General features: G+C 53.1%; 14 protein-coding genes. 5 read left to right on the forward strand and 9 right to left on the reverse strand.

Annotated elements, in window-relative coordinates:
• Positions 1-22 precede the first annotated feature (22 nt).
• The 9 genes from rlmN to QJ036_RS07820 form a co-directional block, all read right to left on the reverse strand.
• Positions 23-1,114: a dual-specificity RNA methyltransferase RlmN gene (gene rlmN / locus QJ036_RS07780; RefSeq protein WP_283230823.1), complete on the reverse strand. Its 1,092-nt coding sequence runs from the start codon at positions 1,112-1,114 to the stop codon at positions 23-25.
• Entirely contained in the window at positions 1,071-2,423 is a 1,353-nt protein-coding gene (rsmB, locus tag QJ036_RS07785; RefSeq protein ID WP_283230824.1) for a 16S rRNA (cytosine(967)-C(5))-methyltransferase RsmB, read from the reverse strand. Before rsmB ends, rlmN begins: the two co-directional genes overlap by 44 nt.
• On the reverse strand, positions 2,416-3,135 hold the full coding sequence (locus tag QJ036_RS07790; protein ID WP_283230825.1) for a zinc metallopeptidase: 720 nt from the start codon (positions 3,133-3,135) through the stop codon (positions 2,416-2,418). Before QJ036_RS07790 ends, rsmB begins: the two co-directional genes overlap by 8 nt.
• A gap of 3 nt (positions 3,136-3,138) precedes the next feature.
• On the reverse strand, positions 3,139-4,080 hold the full coding sequence (gene fmt / locus QJ036_RS07795) for a methionyl-tRNA formyltransferase (protein ID WP_283230826.1): 942 nt from the start codon (positions 4,078-4,080) through the stop codon (positions 3,139-3,141).
• A 79-nt stretch (positions 4,081-4,159) separates the two neighbouring features.
• Positions 4,160-4,630: a peptide deformylase gene (gene def, locus QJ036_RS07800; protein WP_283230827.1), complete on the reverse strand. Its 471-nt coding sequence runs from the start codon at positions 4,628-4,630 to the stop codon at positions 4,160-4,162.
• Positions 4,631-4,700: 70 nt separating this feature from the next.
• Complete coding sequence (gene priA / locus QJ036_RS07805; RefSeq protein WP_283230828.1) at positions 4,701-6,911, reverse strand: replication restart helicase PriA; 2,211 nt, start codon at positions 6,909-6,911, stop codon at positions 4,701-4,703.
• Positions 6,912-6,953: 42 nt separating this feature from the next.
• A complete protein-coding gene (locus tag QJ036_RS07810; RefSeq protein WP_283230829.1) occupies positions 6,954-8,321 on the reverse strand; it encodes a UDP-N-acetylmuramoyl-tripeptide--D-alanyl-D-alanine ligase in 1,368 nt (455 codons plus the stop codon).
• Positions 8,322-8,352: 31 nt separating this feature from the next.
• Positions 8,353-9,849 carry a UDP-N-acetylmuramoyl-L-alanyl-D-glutamate--2,6-diaminopimelate ligase gene (locus tag QJ036_RS07815; RefSeq protein WP_283230830.1) on the reverse strand — a complete coding sequence of 499 codons (1,497 nt, stop codon included), beginning with the start codon at positions 9,847-9,849 and terminating at the stop codon, positions 8,353-8,355.
• A 77-nt stretch (positions 9,850-9,926) separates the two neighbouring features.
• On the reverse strand, positions 9,927-12,788 hold the full coding sequence (locus QJ036_RS07820; protein WP_283230831.1) for an FtsK/SpoIIIE family DNA translocase: 2,862 nt from the start codon (positions 12,786-12,788) through the stop codon (positions 9,927-9,929).
• A gap of 198 nt (positions 12,789-12,986) precedes the next feature.
• On the opposite strand from QJ036_RS07820, the gene QJ036_RS07825 reads away from it, so the two are divergent.
• The 5 genes from QJ036_RS07825 (at position 12,987) to QJ036_RS07845 (ending at position 18,938) form a co-directional block, all read left to right on the forward strand.
• Entirely contained in the window at positions 12,987-14,756 is a 1,770-nt protein-coding gene (locus QJ036_RS07825) for a Na/Pi cotransporter family protein (protein ID WP_283230832.1), read from the forward strand.
• Between the two features lie 160 nt (positions 14,757-14,916).
• Positions 14,917-15,549 carry a TetR/AcrR family transcriptional regulator gene (locus tag QJ036_RS07830; protein ID WP_283230833.1) on the forward strand — a complete coding sequence of 211 codons (633 nt, stop codon included), beginning with the start codon at positions 14,917-14,919 and terminating at the stop codon, positions 15,547-15,549.
• Positions 15,539-16,924, forward strand: a complete 1,386-nt coding sequence (locus tag QJ036_RS07835; protein WP_283230834.1) for an MATE family efflux transporter — start codon at positions 15,539-15,541, stop codon at positions 16,922-16,924. The genes QJ036_RS07830 and QJ036_RS07835 overlap by 11 nt, the downstream gene beginning before the upstream one ends.
• A 182-nt stretch (positions 16,925-17,106) precedes the next feature.
• Positions 17,107-17,550 carry a MarR family winged helix-turn-helix transcriptional regulator gene (locus QJ036_RS07840; RefSeq protein WP_283230835.1) on the forward strand — a complete coding sequence of 148 codons (444 nt, stop codon included), beginning with the start codon at positions 17,107-17,109 and terminating at the stop codon, positions 17,548-17,550.
• A complete protein-coding gene (locus QJ036_RS07845) occupies positions 17,547-18,938 on the forward strand; it encodes an MATE family efflux transporter (protein ID WP_283230836.1) in 1,392 nt (463 codons plus the stop codon). The genes QJ036_RS07840 and QJ036_RS07845 overlap by 4 nt, the downstream gene beginning before the upstream one ends.
• Positions 18,939-19,049 lie beyond the last annotated feature (111 nt).

Consider the following 19,049-nt stretch of genomic DNA (forward strand, 5'->3'; position numbering starts at 1 on the left):
TCCTGCCTGAACAGATACCCTTTTACGGACACGTTTCGCTGTAGCTGCGTCTCAGCTGTCCGCAGGCTCCATTGATGTCGCGCCCCATTTCTCTTCTTATAGTAACATTAATTCCACTTTTTTCAAGTATATTTTTGAAATTGGCAATGGCCTGCTGCCCGGAACGAACGTATTTCCGTTCCTTAATGGGATTCACCGGTATCAGATTCACATGGCAGTTTCGCTTTCCCAGAAGTGCCGCCAGGGCCTTCGCTTCCTCTGCCGTATCGTTGACCCCGCCCACCAGGCTGTATTCAAAGCTCAGCCGCCGTCCTGTTTTTTCAAAGTAGGTGTCACAGGCGGGAAGTACCTGGCTTAAGCTGTATTTATTGGCGATGGGCATCAGCTCCCGTCGCTTTTCATCGTTGGTCGCATGGAGGGAAAGGGCCAGCGTCACCGGAAGTCCCTCATCGGCCAGCCTTAAGATCTGATCGGGCAGGCCGCAGGTGGAAATGGTAATGTTCCGGACACTTAAGTTAAAGCCCCGCTCATCAGTCACCAGGCGGACAAACTTCACGAAATTGTCGTAATTATCCAGCGGCTCGCCGGAACCCATAATGACCACGTTGGAGATCCGCTTTCCCATAAGGCTCTGCATCCGGTAGATCTGCTCCAGCATTTCCCCGGGAGTCAATCCCCTGACCAGGCCGTCCAAGGTGGAAGCGCAGAAGCGGCAGCCCATGCGGCAGCCCACCTGGGAGGAAATGCAGACGCTGTTCCCATGATGATACTCCATCCAGACGCTCTCGATCACATTGCCGTCGGGCAGCCGGAACAGGTATTTTCTGGTCGCATCCAGCCTGGAGGCCAGGACCTCCACCGGCGTAAGCACCGTCAGAAAAAAGTTCTCCCGAAGCTTCTCCCGAAGCCCTTTGGATAGATTGGTCATCTCCTCAAAATCTGTCACCAGCTTTTCATGGAGCCAGGAAAAGATCTGTTTTGCCCGGAAGGGCTTTTCCCCCATTTGGGCAAGGATCGCCGAAAGCTCCTCAAGGCTCAGGGATTTGATATCCCACTTTCCGTCCGTCCTCTTATGTATCTGATTTTCTTGTGAATGCTGCAATAAAGAATCCATCTGTTCCTTTCTCTCCCGGCAAAAGCTGGAGATCGTAGTATTCTTCTCCCTCTGCAAAAAAGCGCTTCGGCAGCACCTTTTTAAGATCCACCTGCTCAAAGGGATAATGCTCCAGAAACCACCGGGCATTGTCCCGGTTCTCCCCCGGAAATACGGTGCAGGTGGAAAATACCAGCCGTCCTCCCGGCTTCACATACTTCCATACTACCTGAAGGATCTTTCTCTGGAGAGCACAAAGCTCCTCCTCGGAAGCTTCTGTCAGCCTGTATTTGATATCACTCTTCCGTCCGATGATCCCCATTCCCGAACAGGGCAGGTCCGCCAGGACCACATCGGCCGACTTTATTTTTTCCGGATCCTCATTCAGAGCATCCCACACCTTCGCCGAAATATTGGTAAGGCGGCTGCGCCGGATATTCTCCCTGATGAGGGCCACCTTCTCCGGTGTCAGATCTCTGGCCTCCACATGACCGGTGCCTGCCAGTAGATCCGCCGCATGAAGGCTTTTTCCGCCCGGTGCCGCGCAGACATCCAGCACACAGTCTCCGGGCTTTATCTGCGCTGCAAGCCCCACCAGCATGGAGCTCACGTCCTGTACCTGCAGATGGCCCTCCTCAAAGGCTCGGATCCCTGCAGGATTATCGTAATTTTCAAGAAGCAGAGCGCCGGGAACATCCTCCACCCGCTGAAACCCAATGTTCTGGGACCGGAGGCTTTCCTCTGTCTCCTCCAGGGAGGCCCTGCTTTCGTTGCACCGCACCGTAAGCGGTCTTTCCGAAAGACCGCAGACTAAAAGTCCCTCCGTCCGTTCTTCCCCGTATTCGGAAAGAAGCTTTTCCGTGATCCAGACAGGCATGGAATATTTCACTCTGGCCCACTGTGCGAAGCCGTCCTCCCGTTTCGGCCAGGAAATACCGTCGGGATTTCCGGAGACGGCGCGAAGCACTCCGTTCACAAAGCCCTTAAAAAATCCATATCCCCGCTTTACGGTCAGACGCACCGACTCATTGACGGCAGCCCGGTCCGGCACGGAGTCCATATATCGGATCTGATAAACGCCCATCCGCAGAATCTCCCGGATCACCGGCTTCTGCTTTGCCGTTTTTGTCTTCGAAAAGGTATCGATGATATAATCCAGCTCATACAGGTGCTCGATGGTTCCCTCCACAAGCCGGGTGAGAAACGCCCGGTCCCGCTTTTCCAGCTCCTCATGAGCTTCCAGGACCTCCTTCAGTACCACATGGCTGTATTCACCCTTTTCCAGAATCCTCATGAGGCAGACAAGGGCTGTTTCACGAACATCAGTCACGATCTCTTCTTCCTCCGAATAAAATGATAAGACGCAGAAGCTGCAGAATTGCCGAAAGCGCTCCCGCCACATAAGTCAGAGCCGCTGCGGAAAGCACCTTCCTCGTCTGGGCTGCTTCGTCCTCATAAAGAATCCCGTTTTCCCTGAGAAGCACAAGCGCTCTTCTGGAGGCATTGAATTCCACAGGCAGGGTGATCAGCTGGAACAGCACCGCCAGGGAAAAGCAGAGGATTCCGATATTGACCAGAATCGAATAGCTTCCGTTTCTTGCTCCGAAAATCAGTCCCGCCACGATCAGGATCATACTGATGCTGGAGCCGAAGTTTGCCACCGGCACAAAAGCTGTCCGGAGACGCAGAGGACCGTAGCCCACCTCATCCTGAATGGCATGGCCGCACTCATGGGCCGCCACTCCGATGGCCGCCACCGAGGTACTTCCGTATACCGACTGGGACAGCTTCAGAGTCTTATCCCTGGGATCATAATGGTCTGTCAGATTTCCTGAAACAGGAAGTATCTGCACACCGTAGATCCCCTGGCTGTCAAGGAGCCGTCTGGCCGCCTCAGCGCCGGTCATGCCGGTTCTGCTTCTGACTCCCGAATATTTGGAAAATGTTGTTTTTACCCTGGCCGATGCGATCATGCAGATCACCATGCCGATCAGTACAAGGATCCACGTGGGATCGAAATAATAGTATCCGTAATAAGGCATTTGCTATTCCTCCATTCTGTCTCCGGCCTTCAGGGAATATCCCCGCAGAAACGCTCCCGCGTCCATCCGCTTCTTCCCCTCCAGCTGAAGCTCCTTCACGGCCAGAAGACCTTTTCCGGTCTTTACAAAAATGCTGTCCTTTGAAACGCCGACGATCTCACCTGGCAGGACATCGTCTCCGTTCAGATCCTCCTCACATACCTGAGCTTTCCAGAGCTTGACTGTCTTTCCATCCAGATGGCTGTATGCGCTGGGCCAGGGAGAGAGTCCCCGGATCAGCCGTTCAATGGCCTCAGCATCCATGGACCAATCCACATTTCCCAGGGCTTTGGTCAGGATCTTCGCATAGCAGGTCTCGCCCACCTGGGGCATCCGTGTGAGGGCACCGCTTTCCAGCCCCTTTAAAGTCTCCAGGATCAGAGGGCCTCCTGCCGCCGCCAGCTTGTCGTGCAGGCTTCCTCCTGTCTCATCCTTCTCGATGGGAATTACCGTCTTGAGAAGCATGTCCCCGGTATCCAGTCCCTCCTCCATATACATGGTGGTGACACCGGTCTCGGCTTCTCCGTCGATGATGACCCACTGGATCGGTGCCGCTCCCCGGTATTTGGGAAGGAGCGACGCATGAATATTGATACATCCGTATTTGGGAAGCTCCAGGATCTCCTTGGGAAGGATCTGTCCAAAGGCGATGACCACAATGGCATCCGGGCAGATCTCCTTTACTTTTGTCAGAAATTCCGGATTGTTTTTAACCTTTTCCGGCTGAAGCACCGGAATTCCGTGAGAAAGAGCTGCCGTCTTTACCGGCGTCATCTGCATTTCCTTTCCCCGTCCTCTCCGTTTGTCCGGCTGTGTGACCACAGCCTCCACCTGATGCCCTCCGGCAATGAGAGCTTCAAGGGCAGGCACAGAAAAGTCCGGGGTACCCATAAATATCAGTCTCATAATCTTTTCCTCCACCTCACAGTATACTCTCTTTTCATGCAAAAACTGCATTTTTCACAGAAATTTTTGATTTTTTTAATTATTCCGCTTCCTCATCGGTCACGTCCACCAGCTCATCGGCCAGCTCCACATAGAGCTTTCCCTCCAGATGGTCGCACTCATGGCAGATGGCCCTGGCCAGAAGCTCCGTACCGGTGATCAGCCGCTCCTTCATATTCTCGTCAAGAGCCTTCACCGTCACCTCATTCGGTCTTGTAACATTCCCCTGTTTTCCCGGTACACTGAGACAGCCCTCCGGGCCTGTCTGCTCGCCGCTCGTCTCCACAATGACGGGGTTGATGAGGACGATGGGGCCATCCCCCACATCGATCGTAACGATCCGCTTCAGGATCCCCACCTGGGGTGCTGCCAGTCCCACGCCGTTTGCCTCGTACATGGTATCCAGCATGTCCGCAATGAGCTTCTGTGTTCTCGGAGTCATCTCCTTAACTTCCTTTGCCTTTTTTGTCAGGACCTCGTCCCCGATCTCACGAATAATTCTGATTGCCATGGTTGATTCTTCCTTTCTCACTGTCAATAGTCTTCTGTTCTTTATCAAGCATCTTCTGTATCTGCATTGTTTATTCCAGATCAAACTGATACAGCACCTGTCTGTCCCAGTCCATTTCCTCGACCTGACGCTTAAACGCAAGAAGAGGCTCCTCTTCCTCGCATTTCACATACAGCATGTAACGGTACACATCATTGATCCTGGAAACTGCCGCCTTCGCCGGCCCAATGAGCTCCAGGATTCCGTCACGGTCCTCTGCCTCCGCCAGTTCTTTCACCCGCCCGGCCATTTTCTCCGCCCGCTCCTCCTCCTTTGAGGTAATGAGGAGCGACAGCATTTTGCAGACCGGCGGATATCGAAGAAGCTTCCGGTACAGGATCTCATGCCAGTAAAAGCCCTCATAATCCTGACTGGCCGCCGCCTCCACACTGTAATTGTCCGGCGCATAGCTCTGGATGACCACATGGCCGGGAAGTACATCCCGTCCTGCCCTTCCGGCTGCCTGGGTGATAAGCTCAAAGGTCCGCTCCCCGGCTTCATAGCCTCCGGAATAGAGGGACAGATCAGCAGCCAGGATTCCCACCAGCGTCACTCTGGGAAAATCGTGTCCCTTCACGATCATCTGTGTGCCGATGAGGATGTCGGCCTTTCCGTCGGCAAAGGCCGACAGGATTGCATCATGCCCGCCCTTGCGGGAGGTCGTGTCCATATCCATCCGAAGGACTCCTGCCTCCGGGAACATGGCCCTTACCATGGCCTCCACCTTCTGGGTCCCCGTACCGAAGCCTGCAATATAGGGAGAACCACAGGAAGGACATTTCCTGGGAAGGGGCATTTCGAAGCCGCAGTAATGGCATTTTAAGGTTCCGTCCCTGTGAACCTTTAAGCTCACATCGCAGTGGGGACATTTGACTGCCTCCCCACAGGAGCGGCAGGAAACAAAGCCCGCATAGCCTCTCCTGTTTAAGAACAGAAGGATCTGCTCCCCTCTGTCCAGAGTTTCCTTCATGAGAGTCACCAGCCGTCTGCTGAAGATTCCCCGGTTTCCCTCCTTTAATTCCATGCGAAGATCTATAATTTCCACCGAAGGGAGACTGCTGGCTTCCCTGGCTCTTGTTTTCATCTGAAAATAATGATATTCCCCATTCTGTGCTTTATAATAGGAAGCTGCCGAGGGAGTCGCCGAGCCCAGCACCACCATGGCTCCGGCCAGACGGCACCTCTCAATGGCCGTCTCCACCGCATGATACCGCGGAACCGTTTCGCTCTTGTAGGCAGTCTCATGCTCCTCGTCAATGATGATCAGCCCCAGATCAGGGAAGGGGGTAAACAGTGCCGACCGCGGACCGATCATAATGTCGATCTTCCCCCGTCTTGCCCGTTCCAGCTGATCAGACTTTTCCCCGGCAGACAGCCTGGAATTGACAATGGAGACCCGGTCGCCGAACTGCCGGTAAAACCGCATTACGGTCTGCCAGGTCAGCGCAATTTCCGGTATCAGCACAATGGCCTGTTTTCCCTCCCGGATCACCCGGCGGATCAGTTCCATATAGACCTCTGTTTTTCCGCTTCCGGTGATGCCGTAAAGAAGGGAAGGACATCTGTCCCCATTCCACACGTCCCAGAGTCCGTCCACGGCCTGACTCTGCTCCCCGTTGAGTGTGACCCGGCTTTCGTTCCTCTCCATGCCGTGTATGGGATTTCTGAGGGCCGCTTCCGTTTCCAGGGAACAGATCCCCTGCTCTAAAAACAGCCGGAAGGAAGCCGAGGATACCCGAAGCTTCTGGACCACCATCTCATAAGGCAGCACCTCATCCTCCGAGAGCGCTTCCAGGAAGCGCACCCTTGCCTTCTGTTTTTTTCTGCGGTACACGGAAAGCAGTTCCCTGCATTCATCCTCTGTGATCTTTCGCACCAGAAGCTTTTTTTCCGCCGTTTTCATCTTCCGCTTCACCGGCAGCACTGTCTTCAGAGCCTGTATCATGGTGGAACCGTAACGCTCCTTCATCCAGGCTGCCAGTTGAATCAGCTGCCCCTCGATAGGAATGCCGTCCCGGCAGACCTCCGCAATTCTTTTGATCTTCAGGGGATCATAATCTGTTTTATCGGTAAATCCGATGATATAGCCGTCCCGCAGGCGGTTTCCCTTTCCAAAGGGCACCCGAACCTTCATCCCCACAGAGAGCTCTTCCCAAAGCTCCTCAGGGATCTCATACTGAAATACCCGGTCAACCGCCGTGTGGACAATGTCAATGATGACATTTGCATATTGTCGTGACATGTATGCTCATTCTCTTTCTTAATAGGTCTCTTCTGTCTGTCATCAGCCCTTCAGTGCTTCGATCAGTTCTCCCAGACGCATACTGTTGGAGCCTTTGAACAGGATCAGGTCTCCTGAGCGCGCCTCGTTTCTGAGGTAAGGAAGGGCCTCCTCCCTGGAGGCAAAGGCCTTCACCTCTGTGGGCGCCCCTGCATCCAGAAGCCCTTTTCCGATCTCCGCAGCCAACTCTCCGATGCAGATCAGAAGCTCCGGAGAATGCTCCGCCGCAAACTGCCCCACCTCATAATGGAACTGCCTGCTGTTTTCCCCCAGCTCCAGCATATTGGCCAGAACGGCGATCTTCCTTCCCTCGGTTTCCATCCCGTCAAGGACACCGAGGGCAGCCTTCATGGAATCGGGACTTGCATTGTATGTGTCATCGATGACTCTGAAATCGCCGACCCCGTAGATCTGCTGCCGGTTTTTAAAGCCTTCGAAGCTCTCCAGCGCCTTTGCCGCCTGCTCCATGGATATCCCCCAGAGAGACGCGGCTGCCATAGCTGCAAGGGCATTCATGACCATGTGCTTTCCCATAACCGGCAGCAATGTCAGAACACGATCTTTTCCGTGGACTGCCACAAATTCTGTACCGCCTGAGGTGATCCTCACCTGCTCTGCCCGATAATCGCAGTTTTCGCCGCAGCCGTAAAAGATTCTGTGAAACCCGCATTCCGCCGGAACCGTCTTCAGGAATTCGTCGTCCCCGTTTAAAATCAGGGTACCGCCTGCTTTCATGGAGGAAGCGATCTTAAGCTTTTCCCTGAAAATATTTTCTCTCGTTTTCAGTTGTTCCATGTGGGCCACGCCGATATTGGTGATCACCGCAGCGGAAGGCTCCGCCAGAGAGGAAAGCACCTCCATCTCGCCAAAATTGCTCATGCCCATTTCCAGGACCGCCAGTTCATCTTCCTTTCCCATCTCTGTCATGGTGACGGGGAGACCGATATCGCTGTTAAAATTCTTGGAAGTGCGGAACACCCTGAAGCCGGCGGAAAGGGCTGCCGCAACCATTTCCCTGGTAGTCGTTTTTCCGACACTGCCGGTCACCCCGACAACAGGGATCCCCATCCTTCTCCGATAGTCCCGCCCCACGTCCTGGAGGGCCTTCAGCGTATCCTCCACCTGGATCCAGGCTGCGCCGGGCAGGGATTCCATGGTTCTGGAAGAGAACACAGCTGCCGCCCCGTTTTCAATGGCCTGCCCGAGGTAATCGTGGGCATCGGAGCGTTCTCCGATCAGAGGGACAAACAGATCCTGCCCCTTCATCACTCTGGAATCAATGCTTACATGTTTCACTACTGTATCAGGGTCTCCGGCCAGCAGTCTGCCGCCCGATGCCCTCACCAGATCTTTTACTGTTGTCTGCTCCATACTATTTCCTCATCCTTATATTTTTTACGGATCAGCGGTACAAAAGAATCGCCCGCTCTGCCTCCTCCCGATCGGAAAAGGGGATCCGTTTTCCTTCTGTTTCCTGATATTCCTCATGGCCTTTGCCGATGATGGCAAGGATATCTCCCACCTTGCCGTGCCGGACGGCATAGCCGATGGCTTCTCGCCTGTCGGGAATGACCGTATACTGCCCTCCGCTTTCCGAAAGGCCCTCCTCAATATCTGAAATGATATTCTGAAGGGGCTCATATCTGGAATTATCCTCCGTCACGACGGACAGATCTGCCCATCTTCCCGCCGCCCGCCCCATACCGAAGCGGCGGAGCCTGGAACGGTTGCCGCCGCAGCCGAACACACAGATCAGACGGCGGGGCTCATAGGTCTTCAGAGTTTTCAAAAGATTCTCCATACTGATCTCATTGTGAGCATAATCCACAATGACCCACAGGTGATGATTGCCGGACACCACTTCCATCCGCCCCGGGATCCGCACCTTCCGAAGGGCATCTTTTGCTGTCTTTATCGGAACGCCCAGCTGCGCCGCTGCACAAACGGCTGCCAGACTGTTTCGGATATTGTAATCTCCCGGCACCGGAAGAACAATCCGCTCCTTTGCTTCCATGGGACCTGAGAGGAAGTATTCGCAGCCCAGCATCCGGCTGTCCATCAAACGGGCTGCCCCGGACGCCTGGTAATCCCCCTGTCCGATCCCATACCAGACAAGGCGGCATGCAGTCCGGGCGGTGATCTCATCTGCCCAGGGATCCTCCCGGTTGATCACGCCTGTATCGCACACGGAAAACAGTCTGCTCTTCTGATATAAATAATCCTCAAAGCTTCCATGCTCGCCGGGTCCGATGTGATCCGGCGAAAGGTTTGTAAAAATTCCGCAGGTAAACCGAAGTCCTGCCACACGCTCCATTTTGATGCCCTGGGAGGACACCTCCATGACCACATGGGTACAGCCTGCATCCTTCATTTCCCGCAGGATCCGCTGAAGCTCATGGGCCTCCGGCGTCGTGTGGGAAAGGGCAAGCCTTCTCTCCCCGATAAAGGCTCCGTTGGTTCCAATGAGCCCGGTTTTATATCCTGCTTCTGTTAAAACAGCCCGGGTCATATAGGCCGTGGTCGTCTTTCCCTTTGTACCGGTCACCGCCACGGATACCAGGGAACGAAGGGGATAACCGTAAAAGGCCGCTGCCAGAGGAGAAAACGCCTTTCGTGTCGAGGCTGCCGTCACAAGGACCGGTGCCCGGTCCGTTTTCTCCAGCTGCTGTTCCAGCCGCACGGTCTCCGGGTTTCCCTCCTCCATCACCAGAACGGAAGCGCCCCTTTCCATGGCCTCCCCGGCAAATTCATGACCGTCTCTGTGATATCCGGCCATACAGACAAACATGTTTCCCGGCTGAAGCTCTCTGGAATCACAGGTGATGCCGGTCACCTCGGTCCGGGCACTGCCCCGGATCCTCACATATCCCACATGGGAAAGCAGACCGCTCAGTATCATCGATTTCTCCACGCATACTACTTCTTCCTTTATTATATGCGTGAAATGCAGAGCGGTCACAGACTGCTGTTTTTCTGTTATGACTGCTGCAGAAATTCTTCAAATTCTTCCAGCGTCATCAAGATCTTTCTCGGCTTTGTACCTTCCTCCTCACCGACGACGCCTGCATCGGCAAGTTGTTCCATGATCCTGGCAGCCCGGTTGAAGCCAACCTTGAAGGCCCTCTGGATCATACCGATGGAGCCCTTCTCCTTCTCAATAAGGAAGCGCCCCGCATCGGCAAAATAGGCATCCCGCTCTCCGCCTCCCGCTCCCTCCGAAGAGGAGGCCACATTCAAACGGCTCTCAATATCCTGGCTGTATTCGGCGTCTGTATTGTCTGTGAGGAACTTGACCACCCGGGAGACCTCCTCGTCGGAGATAAAGGCTCCCTGGACACGGACCGGCTTCTGATAGCCGGAGGGATAAAAGAGCATGTCTCCCTTGCCCAGAAGCTTCTCGGCGCCGTTCATGTCAATGATGGTTCTGGAATCCACACCGGAGGACACGGAGAAGGCAATTCTCGACGGCACGTTGGCCTTGATCAGTCCCGTAATGACATTGACGGAAGGGCGCTGGGTGGCCAGCACCAGGTGGATGCCGGCCGCTCTGGCCATCTGTGCCAGCCGGCAGATGGCATCCTCCACCTCACCCGGTGCAACCATCATCAGATCGGAAAGCTCATCCACAATGATCACAAGCTGGGGCAGAAGCACCGCCTCCTGGCCCTCCTCACACTCTTCTTTTATTTTCTCGTTGTATCCCTTCAGATCGCGGACATTGAGCTCCGCAAACTTTTTATAGCGGTCGGTCATCTCAGCCACCGCCCAGTTTAAGGCGCCCGCCGCCTTTTTAGGGTCGGTCACCACCGGGATCATCAAATGGGGAATTCCGTTGTAAACACTTAGCTCAACCACCTTGGGATCGATCATGATCAGCTTGACCTCCGACGGATCCGCCTTATAAAGGATACTCATGATCAGCGTATTGATACAGACGGACTTTCCGGACCCGGTGGCACCTGCAATGAGCAGATGGGGCATGCGGGCCAGGTCGGTCACTACCGTCTGCCCGGCGATATCCCGTCCCACGGCAAAGGCCAGCTTGGACGGGAAGGACTGGAATTCCTCCGATTCCATCACATCCCGGAAGGAAACGGTCATGTTTTCCTTGTTAGGCACCTCAATGCCCACCGCTGACTTACCGGGTATGGGAGCTTCGATCCGTACATCGGCCGCCGCCAGGTTCAGCTTGATATCGTCCGTCAGAGCCACGATCCGGCTGACCTTGACGCCCTGCTCCGGTGTCAGTTCATATCTTGTAACAGACGGGCCGCAGCTTATGTTTGTGACTGTCACACCCACCCCAAAGTTCTGGAGGGTCTGCTGAAGCTTCACCGCCGTCTCCTTAAGCTCCGTATCCCGGTTCTTCATCTTTTTTGTTCCCGCCTTCAAAAGCCGGACCGGCGGCTTCACGTAGGGGCGGGGCAGCTTCTTCGACGGTACGCTTTGTACGGCTGCACCATGGGTTTCTCCTGCAGAGCCTGCCTTTGCAACAGCCCCTGTCTTTGCGGCAGTCCCTGTTCCTGCAGTTCCTTCAGTAAACCGGACGCTTCCGGAGCTTCCTCTGGTGCTTCCCTCCTCCCGGAAAATGGAACTGTTTCTGTTTGCAGCCCGCTTTTCTGTAATGGGGTCCTTCTCCGTCGGATCCTCCTCCACTTCAATGACCTTGCCGCTGGCCGTTACGATCCGGCGCACCTCGCTGTCCGGCTGCTCTGTTTTTTCCGGAACAGCAGTTTTTTGTTCCTCTGACCGAACTTCGTCAGCTTCCTCTGCCGGCTCCGGTTCCGGACGGTCCGCCGGCTTCTCCTCCCAGGGAAACTCCTCCCCGGCAGGCTTCAGCCGGAACAGCGGGCCCAAAGCCCCGTCATCCAAAACAGCCTCCTCTGTATTCTGTCTCTCCATGGCATCCAGTTCTGCCAGGGTACGCTTTAACGGAACTGCCCGCAAAGGCTCGGTCTCATCCACATAGACCGCCTCTTCCGTATCCCGATCCACCATCCCGTGGATCTCCCCGGTAAAGAGATCGGCAGCCATAGGTTTTCTCTCCTTCTTCGGTGGCTCTTCCAGCTTCTCCGGCGGCTCTTCCGCTCTGATCTCCGTGTCCATGGACACACCCCGGACCTTATTCTCCGCACGGAGCTTTTTTCGTTCCTCTGCCCGCTCCAGACGGATTTCATGACGCCTTTGCATATCCTCTCTTGCTGTATCGTAAGCCTTTTTTCCGCCCTTCTGGATGGGTCTCAGCACGGATTTCTCCGTGGTCACCACCAGTCCGGCCACAGTCAGAAGGATCAGCACCACATAAGCGCCCACGACCCCCAGGAACGGATAAAGCATTCTGAGGCAGAGTCCGCCGAACATTCCTCCGTCCACGCGCCCCAGGGCAGCAGCAAAGTAATCTTTCAGTGCCATGGAACTGTCATAGGTATCCATGGCCAGAAGGGATGCGATCCCGCAGACAGACACCAGCACAACAAAGGACACCAGGATCCGGATCACGGCATGGACGCTTCCCTTGTTGGAAAGAAGGAAGCATACGGCAAAAAACAGATAGAAGGGGAATATGTAGCCGAATATTCCAAAAGAGCCCCGCATGATCCGGTAGAGAGCCTCGCCGAAGGCACCGCACCAGTGCAGGTTGCTGCAGAATAAAAGAACAGCCGCCGCCAGTCCGGCAAGAATCACCAGCTCCTTTTTCAAAGCCGGTTCCAGTCTTTCCTCTTTTGTATTTTTTGTATTCCGGGAAGCGGTTCCCTTTTTCGCATTTGACTTAGCAGGCGTTTTTCGCGCTGTACTCTTCCCAGTCTGCGCCTGATTCTTTTTCTTTGCCTGTGCCACTCTTGTTCCCTCCGCTTCTATTCCTACTAAAGCACATTAAAGCCCATGATAATTAAGTATACCATTTTGCAGAGGAGGAAACAAGCCCTGCAAAATTCTTGTTGACGCTTTTGCCCATTTATACTAGTATAAACTTATGGGCTTTACTTAGATTTTACATTCTATATAGAAATTTTACAGAAGAACGGAGGAAAACACGTGGATATTTTCGCAGTTTTTAAACTTTTAGGCGGTATCGGCCTTTTCCTTTACGGCATGAGCCTTCTGGGAACCTCCCTGGAAAAAATTGCCGGAGCCGGTCTGGAAAGAACTCTGGAAAAGCTTACCAACAACCGTCTGAAGGGTCTTGCTCTCGGTACGGTCGTGACAGGTGTGATTCAAAGCTCCGCTGCCACTACGGTCATGCTGGTCGGCTTTGTTAACGCCGGAATCATGAAATTTGCCCAGACAGTTCCTGTCATCATGGGCGCCAATATCGGTACCACCGTCACCGGCCAGATCCTGCGACTCGGCGATCTCTCCGGCTCCCAGCTTATTTTTGAGCTGATCAAGCCCACTACCTTTGCACCGATCGTCATTGCCATCGGTTCTTTTATGATCCTGATCAGCAAGCGCAGAAAGACCCGCGACATTGCCCACCTGCTCATCGGCTTCGGTATCCTCTTCTTCGGTATGACCACCATGGAGTCGGCACTGGCTCCCCTCAAGGATTCCGAGGCTTTCCAGGAGATCTTCTTTATGTTTAAGAATCCCCTCCTGGGCGTGCTTTTGGGTGCTGTTGTCACAGCCATCCTGCAAAGCTCCTCTGCCTCCGTCGGTATCCTGCAGGCTATCGCCTCCACCGGCACGGTGACCTTTTCCATGGCTGCTCCAATCATCATCGGTCAGAATATCGGCAAATGCATCACCGTTCTCATTGCCAGCATCGGCACCAACAAAAATGCCAAGCGGGTGGTCGTCTGCCATCTGATGATCAATATCATCGGCGCCATCCTGTTCCTCATCGGAATCTATGGCTTCCAGACCCTGGTCGGCTTCTCCTTCTGGGAAAGCCCCATGACCCGAGGCAACATTGCCGATTTCCATACTCTGTTCAACATTGCGACCAGCATTCTCCTGCTTCCTTTCTGCAACGTGCTGGTGGCCATATCCAAAAAGATCCTCAAGGAGGATGCTCCCTCCCGCGCAGATTCCAGTCTGGCTCTTCTGGACGATATCTTCCTGGACCGCCCTACGGTTGCCCTGGAGCAGTGCCGGAAGCTGACCTTAAGCATGGGTGAGACTGTTCAGGAAAACTACGACATGGCCGTTACCCTGCTGCAGGATTTTGATGAGAAGACTTTTGAGAAGCTGAATGAAAATGAAGCCTTCCTCGATAAATGTGAGACCGCCCTGGGCGAGTATCTGGTCCGCATCACCTCCCGCAACATCCGCAGAGAGGATCAGAAGGAGGTCGCAGCGCTTCTCCATTCTGTCGGTGATCTGGAACGAATCGGCGATCACTGCGTGAACATCGCCGAGGTCGGACAGTTCAATAAGGAGCAGGGCATCACCTTCTCCAAAAAAGGACTCAAGGAGATCAAGATTGCCACCGAGGCAGTCAAGCATGTGCTGACCATCACCCTGGAGGCATATCAGAAGAACGATCTGACGGCCGCCTATCGGGTGGAACCTCTGGAAGAGGTTATCGATCTGATCAAGGAGACCCTGAAGGTCCATCACATCGAGCGGCTCAGCAAGGGCGGCTGCAGCGTGCAGGCCGGTATCTCCCTGACAGAGTTTCTGACAAGCGCAGAGCGGATCTCCGATCACTGCTCCAACATCGCCCTTCATATCATCGAAAAGCTGAGCAATATGAAGGATTTCGATTCTCACGAATATCAGAAGCTGATGCACCGCGGTACTACGGAGGAGTACAAGGCTCTGTACCGCTATTATGAATCAAAATATTACGATCCGATCAAATAAAAGCTTCCAATGCCGGCACCTGTATGATCCACAGTCTGCCGGCATTTTTTTGCCGAAACCTGGTATTTTTGAATTTATAAAAATTATTGACCAGTCGGTCTGTTTGTGCTACAATAAAAAACAGACTGATTGGTCTGTTTTATTTAATTGGAGGTTTTCTATGAAACGGGAAGAAAAAAATGCCCTGTCAAGGCAGCGCATTCTGGAGGCTGCTCTGGAGGAGTTTTCCTGCAAGGGGTACGACGGCGCATCCCTGAATACCGTCTGGACAAAAAAAGGAATTTCCAAAGGGATCATATATCATTATTTTAAGGATAAGGATGAACTGTATCTTCTCTGTGTCGAGGCCTGCTTTGATGCTCTCACCGAATATCTGAAAACGGTTTCGGTCACGCTGAGCGGCCCTGCCAGAAAACAACTTCAGGAATACTTTGATGCAAGGCTCAGCTTCTTTTCGGTTCATCCATTGTATCTCGGGATCTTTGCCGATGCGGTCTTTCGTCCGCCAGCACAGCTTCTTCCGGAGATCACCGTCCGCCGGAAGGCTTTCGACGAACTGAATATTTCCGTACTGACAAAACTTCTGCGAAGTGAGAACCTGCGGGCAGGTCTCTCCGTCGACACTGTCGTGGAGGATTTTCGCATTTACATGGATTACTTCAATATGCGGTTTCAGATGGATTTCTCCGCAGAAGACTCTCTGAAGGATATCCTTGACAAACATGAAGAAAGGTGCCATCAGCAGCTCGATATCCTGCTGTATGGTGTGTTGGGTGAACACAATGAATCATAATCAATCTGCTTCAAAAGAATCTCTGCTTTCTGATGTAAGGCCCTCGAAAGCCATTACCAGTCTGGCCCTTCCCGCCACTCTGGCTCTTCTTGCCAAGGCGGTTTACAATATCGTTGACACTGCTTATATCGGAATGCTGGACAGCGACGAGGCGCTGGCCGCTGTGGGCGTCACCCTGCCGCTGCTTCTTATCATGGTTTCCATAGAAAACATTTTTGCCGCCGGCGCATCGGTTCTGGCCGGCCGTCAGCTGGGTGCCGGAGATAAGGACGGTGCCAGCCGGACCGTCACCACCATCGTCGGTTTTTCCATGGCAGTCGGAATCTTCCTGTGCGTGGTCGGAATCCTGTTTATAAAACCTCTGCTCCGCTCCTTCGGGGCATCCGATGCTGTCCTTCCCCTGGCCAGGGACTACGCTTTCTGGATGTTCATTGCCGCCCTCTTTAACCTTCCGGCCCAGAGCTTAAACTGCGCAGCCCGTGCAGAATCCTCAGTCAGGATCTCTTCCGTGGCTGTTATCACCGGAGCTGCCCTCAATGTACTTCTGGATCCGGTCTTTATGTTCTCCTGGGGATTTGATCTGGGCGTACAGGGTGCCTCTCTGGCAACGACCATCTCCCAGTGCGTAACCTTTGTGATCCTTTTATGGTTCTACTTAAGCGGCCGTTCCATCATAAAGATCCGTCCCAGTAGCTTCCGGCTTTCCGGAAAATTCCTGTGGTCAGTCACTGCCATCGGCATTCCCACGGCAGTGATCCAGATCTGCCTTGCTGCAGCCACGTCTCTTACCAATATTGCCGCAAAGCCGCTGCCTGATTCCGATCTGATCATCGCAGCATACGGAGTGGTTCAAAGACTGATCCTCATTGGCTGTTACGTCATCATGGGCTTTATGCAGGGCTATCAGCCTGTGGCCTCTTACGCCTTTGGAGCAAAAAATGAGGATCGGTTCCATGCCTGCGTTCGTTTTGCCCTGAAAGGAGCCCTGCTCCTCACTGTGGCTGTTGCGGCCCTTTATATCCTGTTGGCGAAGCCTCTGATCCTCCTTTTCAACCGCAACCCTCTGGTTGTCGGCTTCGGAAAATGGCTTCTGATCTCACAGGTAGCCATTTACCCGGCCTTTGGTCTGTGTTATATGATGACCATCACCTTCCAGACCATCGGCTCCTCAAAAATGGGACTGTTCCTTTCTCTGATCCGTCAGGGACTGTTCTACATTCCCTTTATCCTGATCCTCCCGAAGCTTCTCGGAGTGACCGGCATTTATCTTTCCCAGCCTTTTGCTGATCTTTTCACCATTATCACCTGCCTGTTCCTCGTAAGGCCCATGAAACGCATGGCATCAGAAAACATGAACGGCAGGGTGCAGAACTGACAACGTCATATTATTTTCCTTTTTCCTATCAAATTCCCACAGACCTGATCGGCAGGTTCCTGTGGGAATTTTCATTTTCGAGGCTTCCTTTGATCTTTCGTCTTGACTTTTTCTTTAATATCTGTATAATGTTTTTTATTAAAACAGTTATATTTAAAACTTTATGTAAGGAAGTGATCACTATGAATAGAATCACCGCCACCGACGGACTCCTCTGCCACAAGCGGACTATCAAGCTCTATGACAGCCTTTTGAAAAGGGCCTGTGACCAATATTCGCTCTCCCCGGTGGAAATCACCATCATCAGTTTTCTCCACAATAACCCCAGCCAGGATACTGCCGGGGAAATTGCCGAGCTTCGAAGCCTTCCCAAGGGAAATGTTTCCCAGGGTGTGGAATCGCTGATACAAAAATCCCTGATCTCCCGCAGGCAGGACAAAACAGACCGGCGGCGGATCCACCTTGCTCTGACGGAAAAGGCCATTCCCATCATTCATCAGGTGGAACAGGTGAGAATCGCTTTTTTTGAACAGCTTTTTCAGGGGTTTTCCCAGGAAGAGCTGAAACAATATGCTGATTTCAGTAAGCGAATCATGGAAAATGTTTTGAAAGGAAGTAAAAAATGAGCGACATAAAAACTGACAGCAAAAACTTTCTCGGCACAGAACCGGTCGGCAAACTCCTTTTTAAACTGGCCCTCCCCACTCTGGCAGCCCAGCTCATCAACATGCTTTACAACATTGTGGACCGGATCTACATCGGCCATATTCCGGACACAGGAGCTCTCGCCCTCACCGGCATCGGTGTCTGCATGCCCCTGATCCTGATCATCTCAGCCTTCGCTGCTCTGGTGGGTTTCGGAGGTTCTCCGAGGGCTTCTATCTTTATGGGAAAAAATGATATGGATTCTGCGGAAAAGACTCTGGGCAACTGTTTTTTCCTCCAGATCCTTATCTCTCTGGTCCTTACTGTTGTCCTCCTTTTCGGCAACCGGACCTTCCTTCTGGCTTTCGGCGCCAGTGAAAACACCATCACCTATGCGGTAAACTACATGAACATTTACGCCATAGGCACCATTTTTGTACAGCTGACTCTGGGAATGAACTCGTTCATCACCGCCCAGGGCTTTGCCAAAACTGCCATGCTTTCTGTACTGATCGGGGCAGTTTCCAACATCCTTCTGGATCCTGTTTTCATTTTCGGTTTCCACATGGGTGTCCGGGGTGCTGCGCTGGCAACGATCCTTTCTCAGGCTCTGTCCTGTGTCTGGGTGGTATCCTTCCTGATGGGCAATAAAACCCTTCTGAAGATCAAACGGAAGAATCTTCCCTTAAAGAAAGAGATCATTCTTCCCTGCCTGGCCCTTGGGCTTGCCACCTTCATCATGCAGGCAAGCGAAAGTATCATTTCCATCTGCTTCAACTCTTCCCTGCTCAAATACGGAGGAGATATTGCCGTCGGCGCCATGACGATCCTGACAAGTGTGATGCAGTTTGCCATGCTGCCGCTTCAGGGCCTGGGCCAGGGCGCCCAGCCCATTATGAGCTATAATTATGGTGCAAAAAATGCAGACCGGGTTCGTTCTGCCTTCCGTCTGCTCCTTACGGCCAACATGATCTATTCCACCCTCCTGTGGCTCTGCGTCATGTTTTTTCCCCAGATCTTCGCCGCCCTGTTTACCAACGATGCGGCCCTCATCGAATTTACAAAAAACGCCCTGCGGATCTACATGGCGGTCATGTTGCTGTTCGGTATTCAGATCTCCTGCCAGATGGCCTTCAACGCCCTGGGAAATGCCAAGGCATCCATCGCCGTGGCGGTCACCAGGAAATTTATCCTGCTGATCCCGCTCATTTTCCTGGTGCCGAGGATCTGGACCTCCAATCAGACTCTGGCCGTCTATCTGGCAGAACCCATTGCCGATACGCTGGCCATCACTTTCACGGTGATCCTGTTTAGTTTCCAATTCAAAAGTGCCATGAAAAAGGGGCTGTTGCAAAAGCAATGTCAATAAGTTAAGGACATTACAAGAGACTCCTGTTTGAAATTTCAAATGGCTGAGAGTGAGAATTTTTGCTTTCAGCCATTTTTTGCATAGAAAATAAAGCAGTCCTACTTAACTGCA

Source organism: Fusibacillus kribbianus, assembly GCF_030053595.1.
Classification (GTDB): Bacteria; Bacillota; Clostridia; order Lachnospirales; family Lachnospiraceae; genus Lientehia; species Lientehia kribbiana.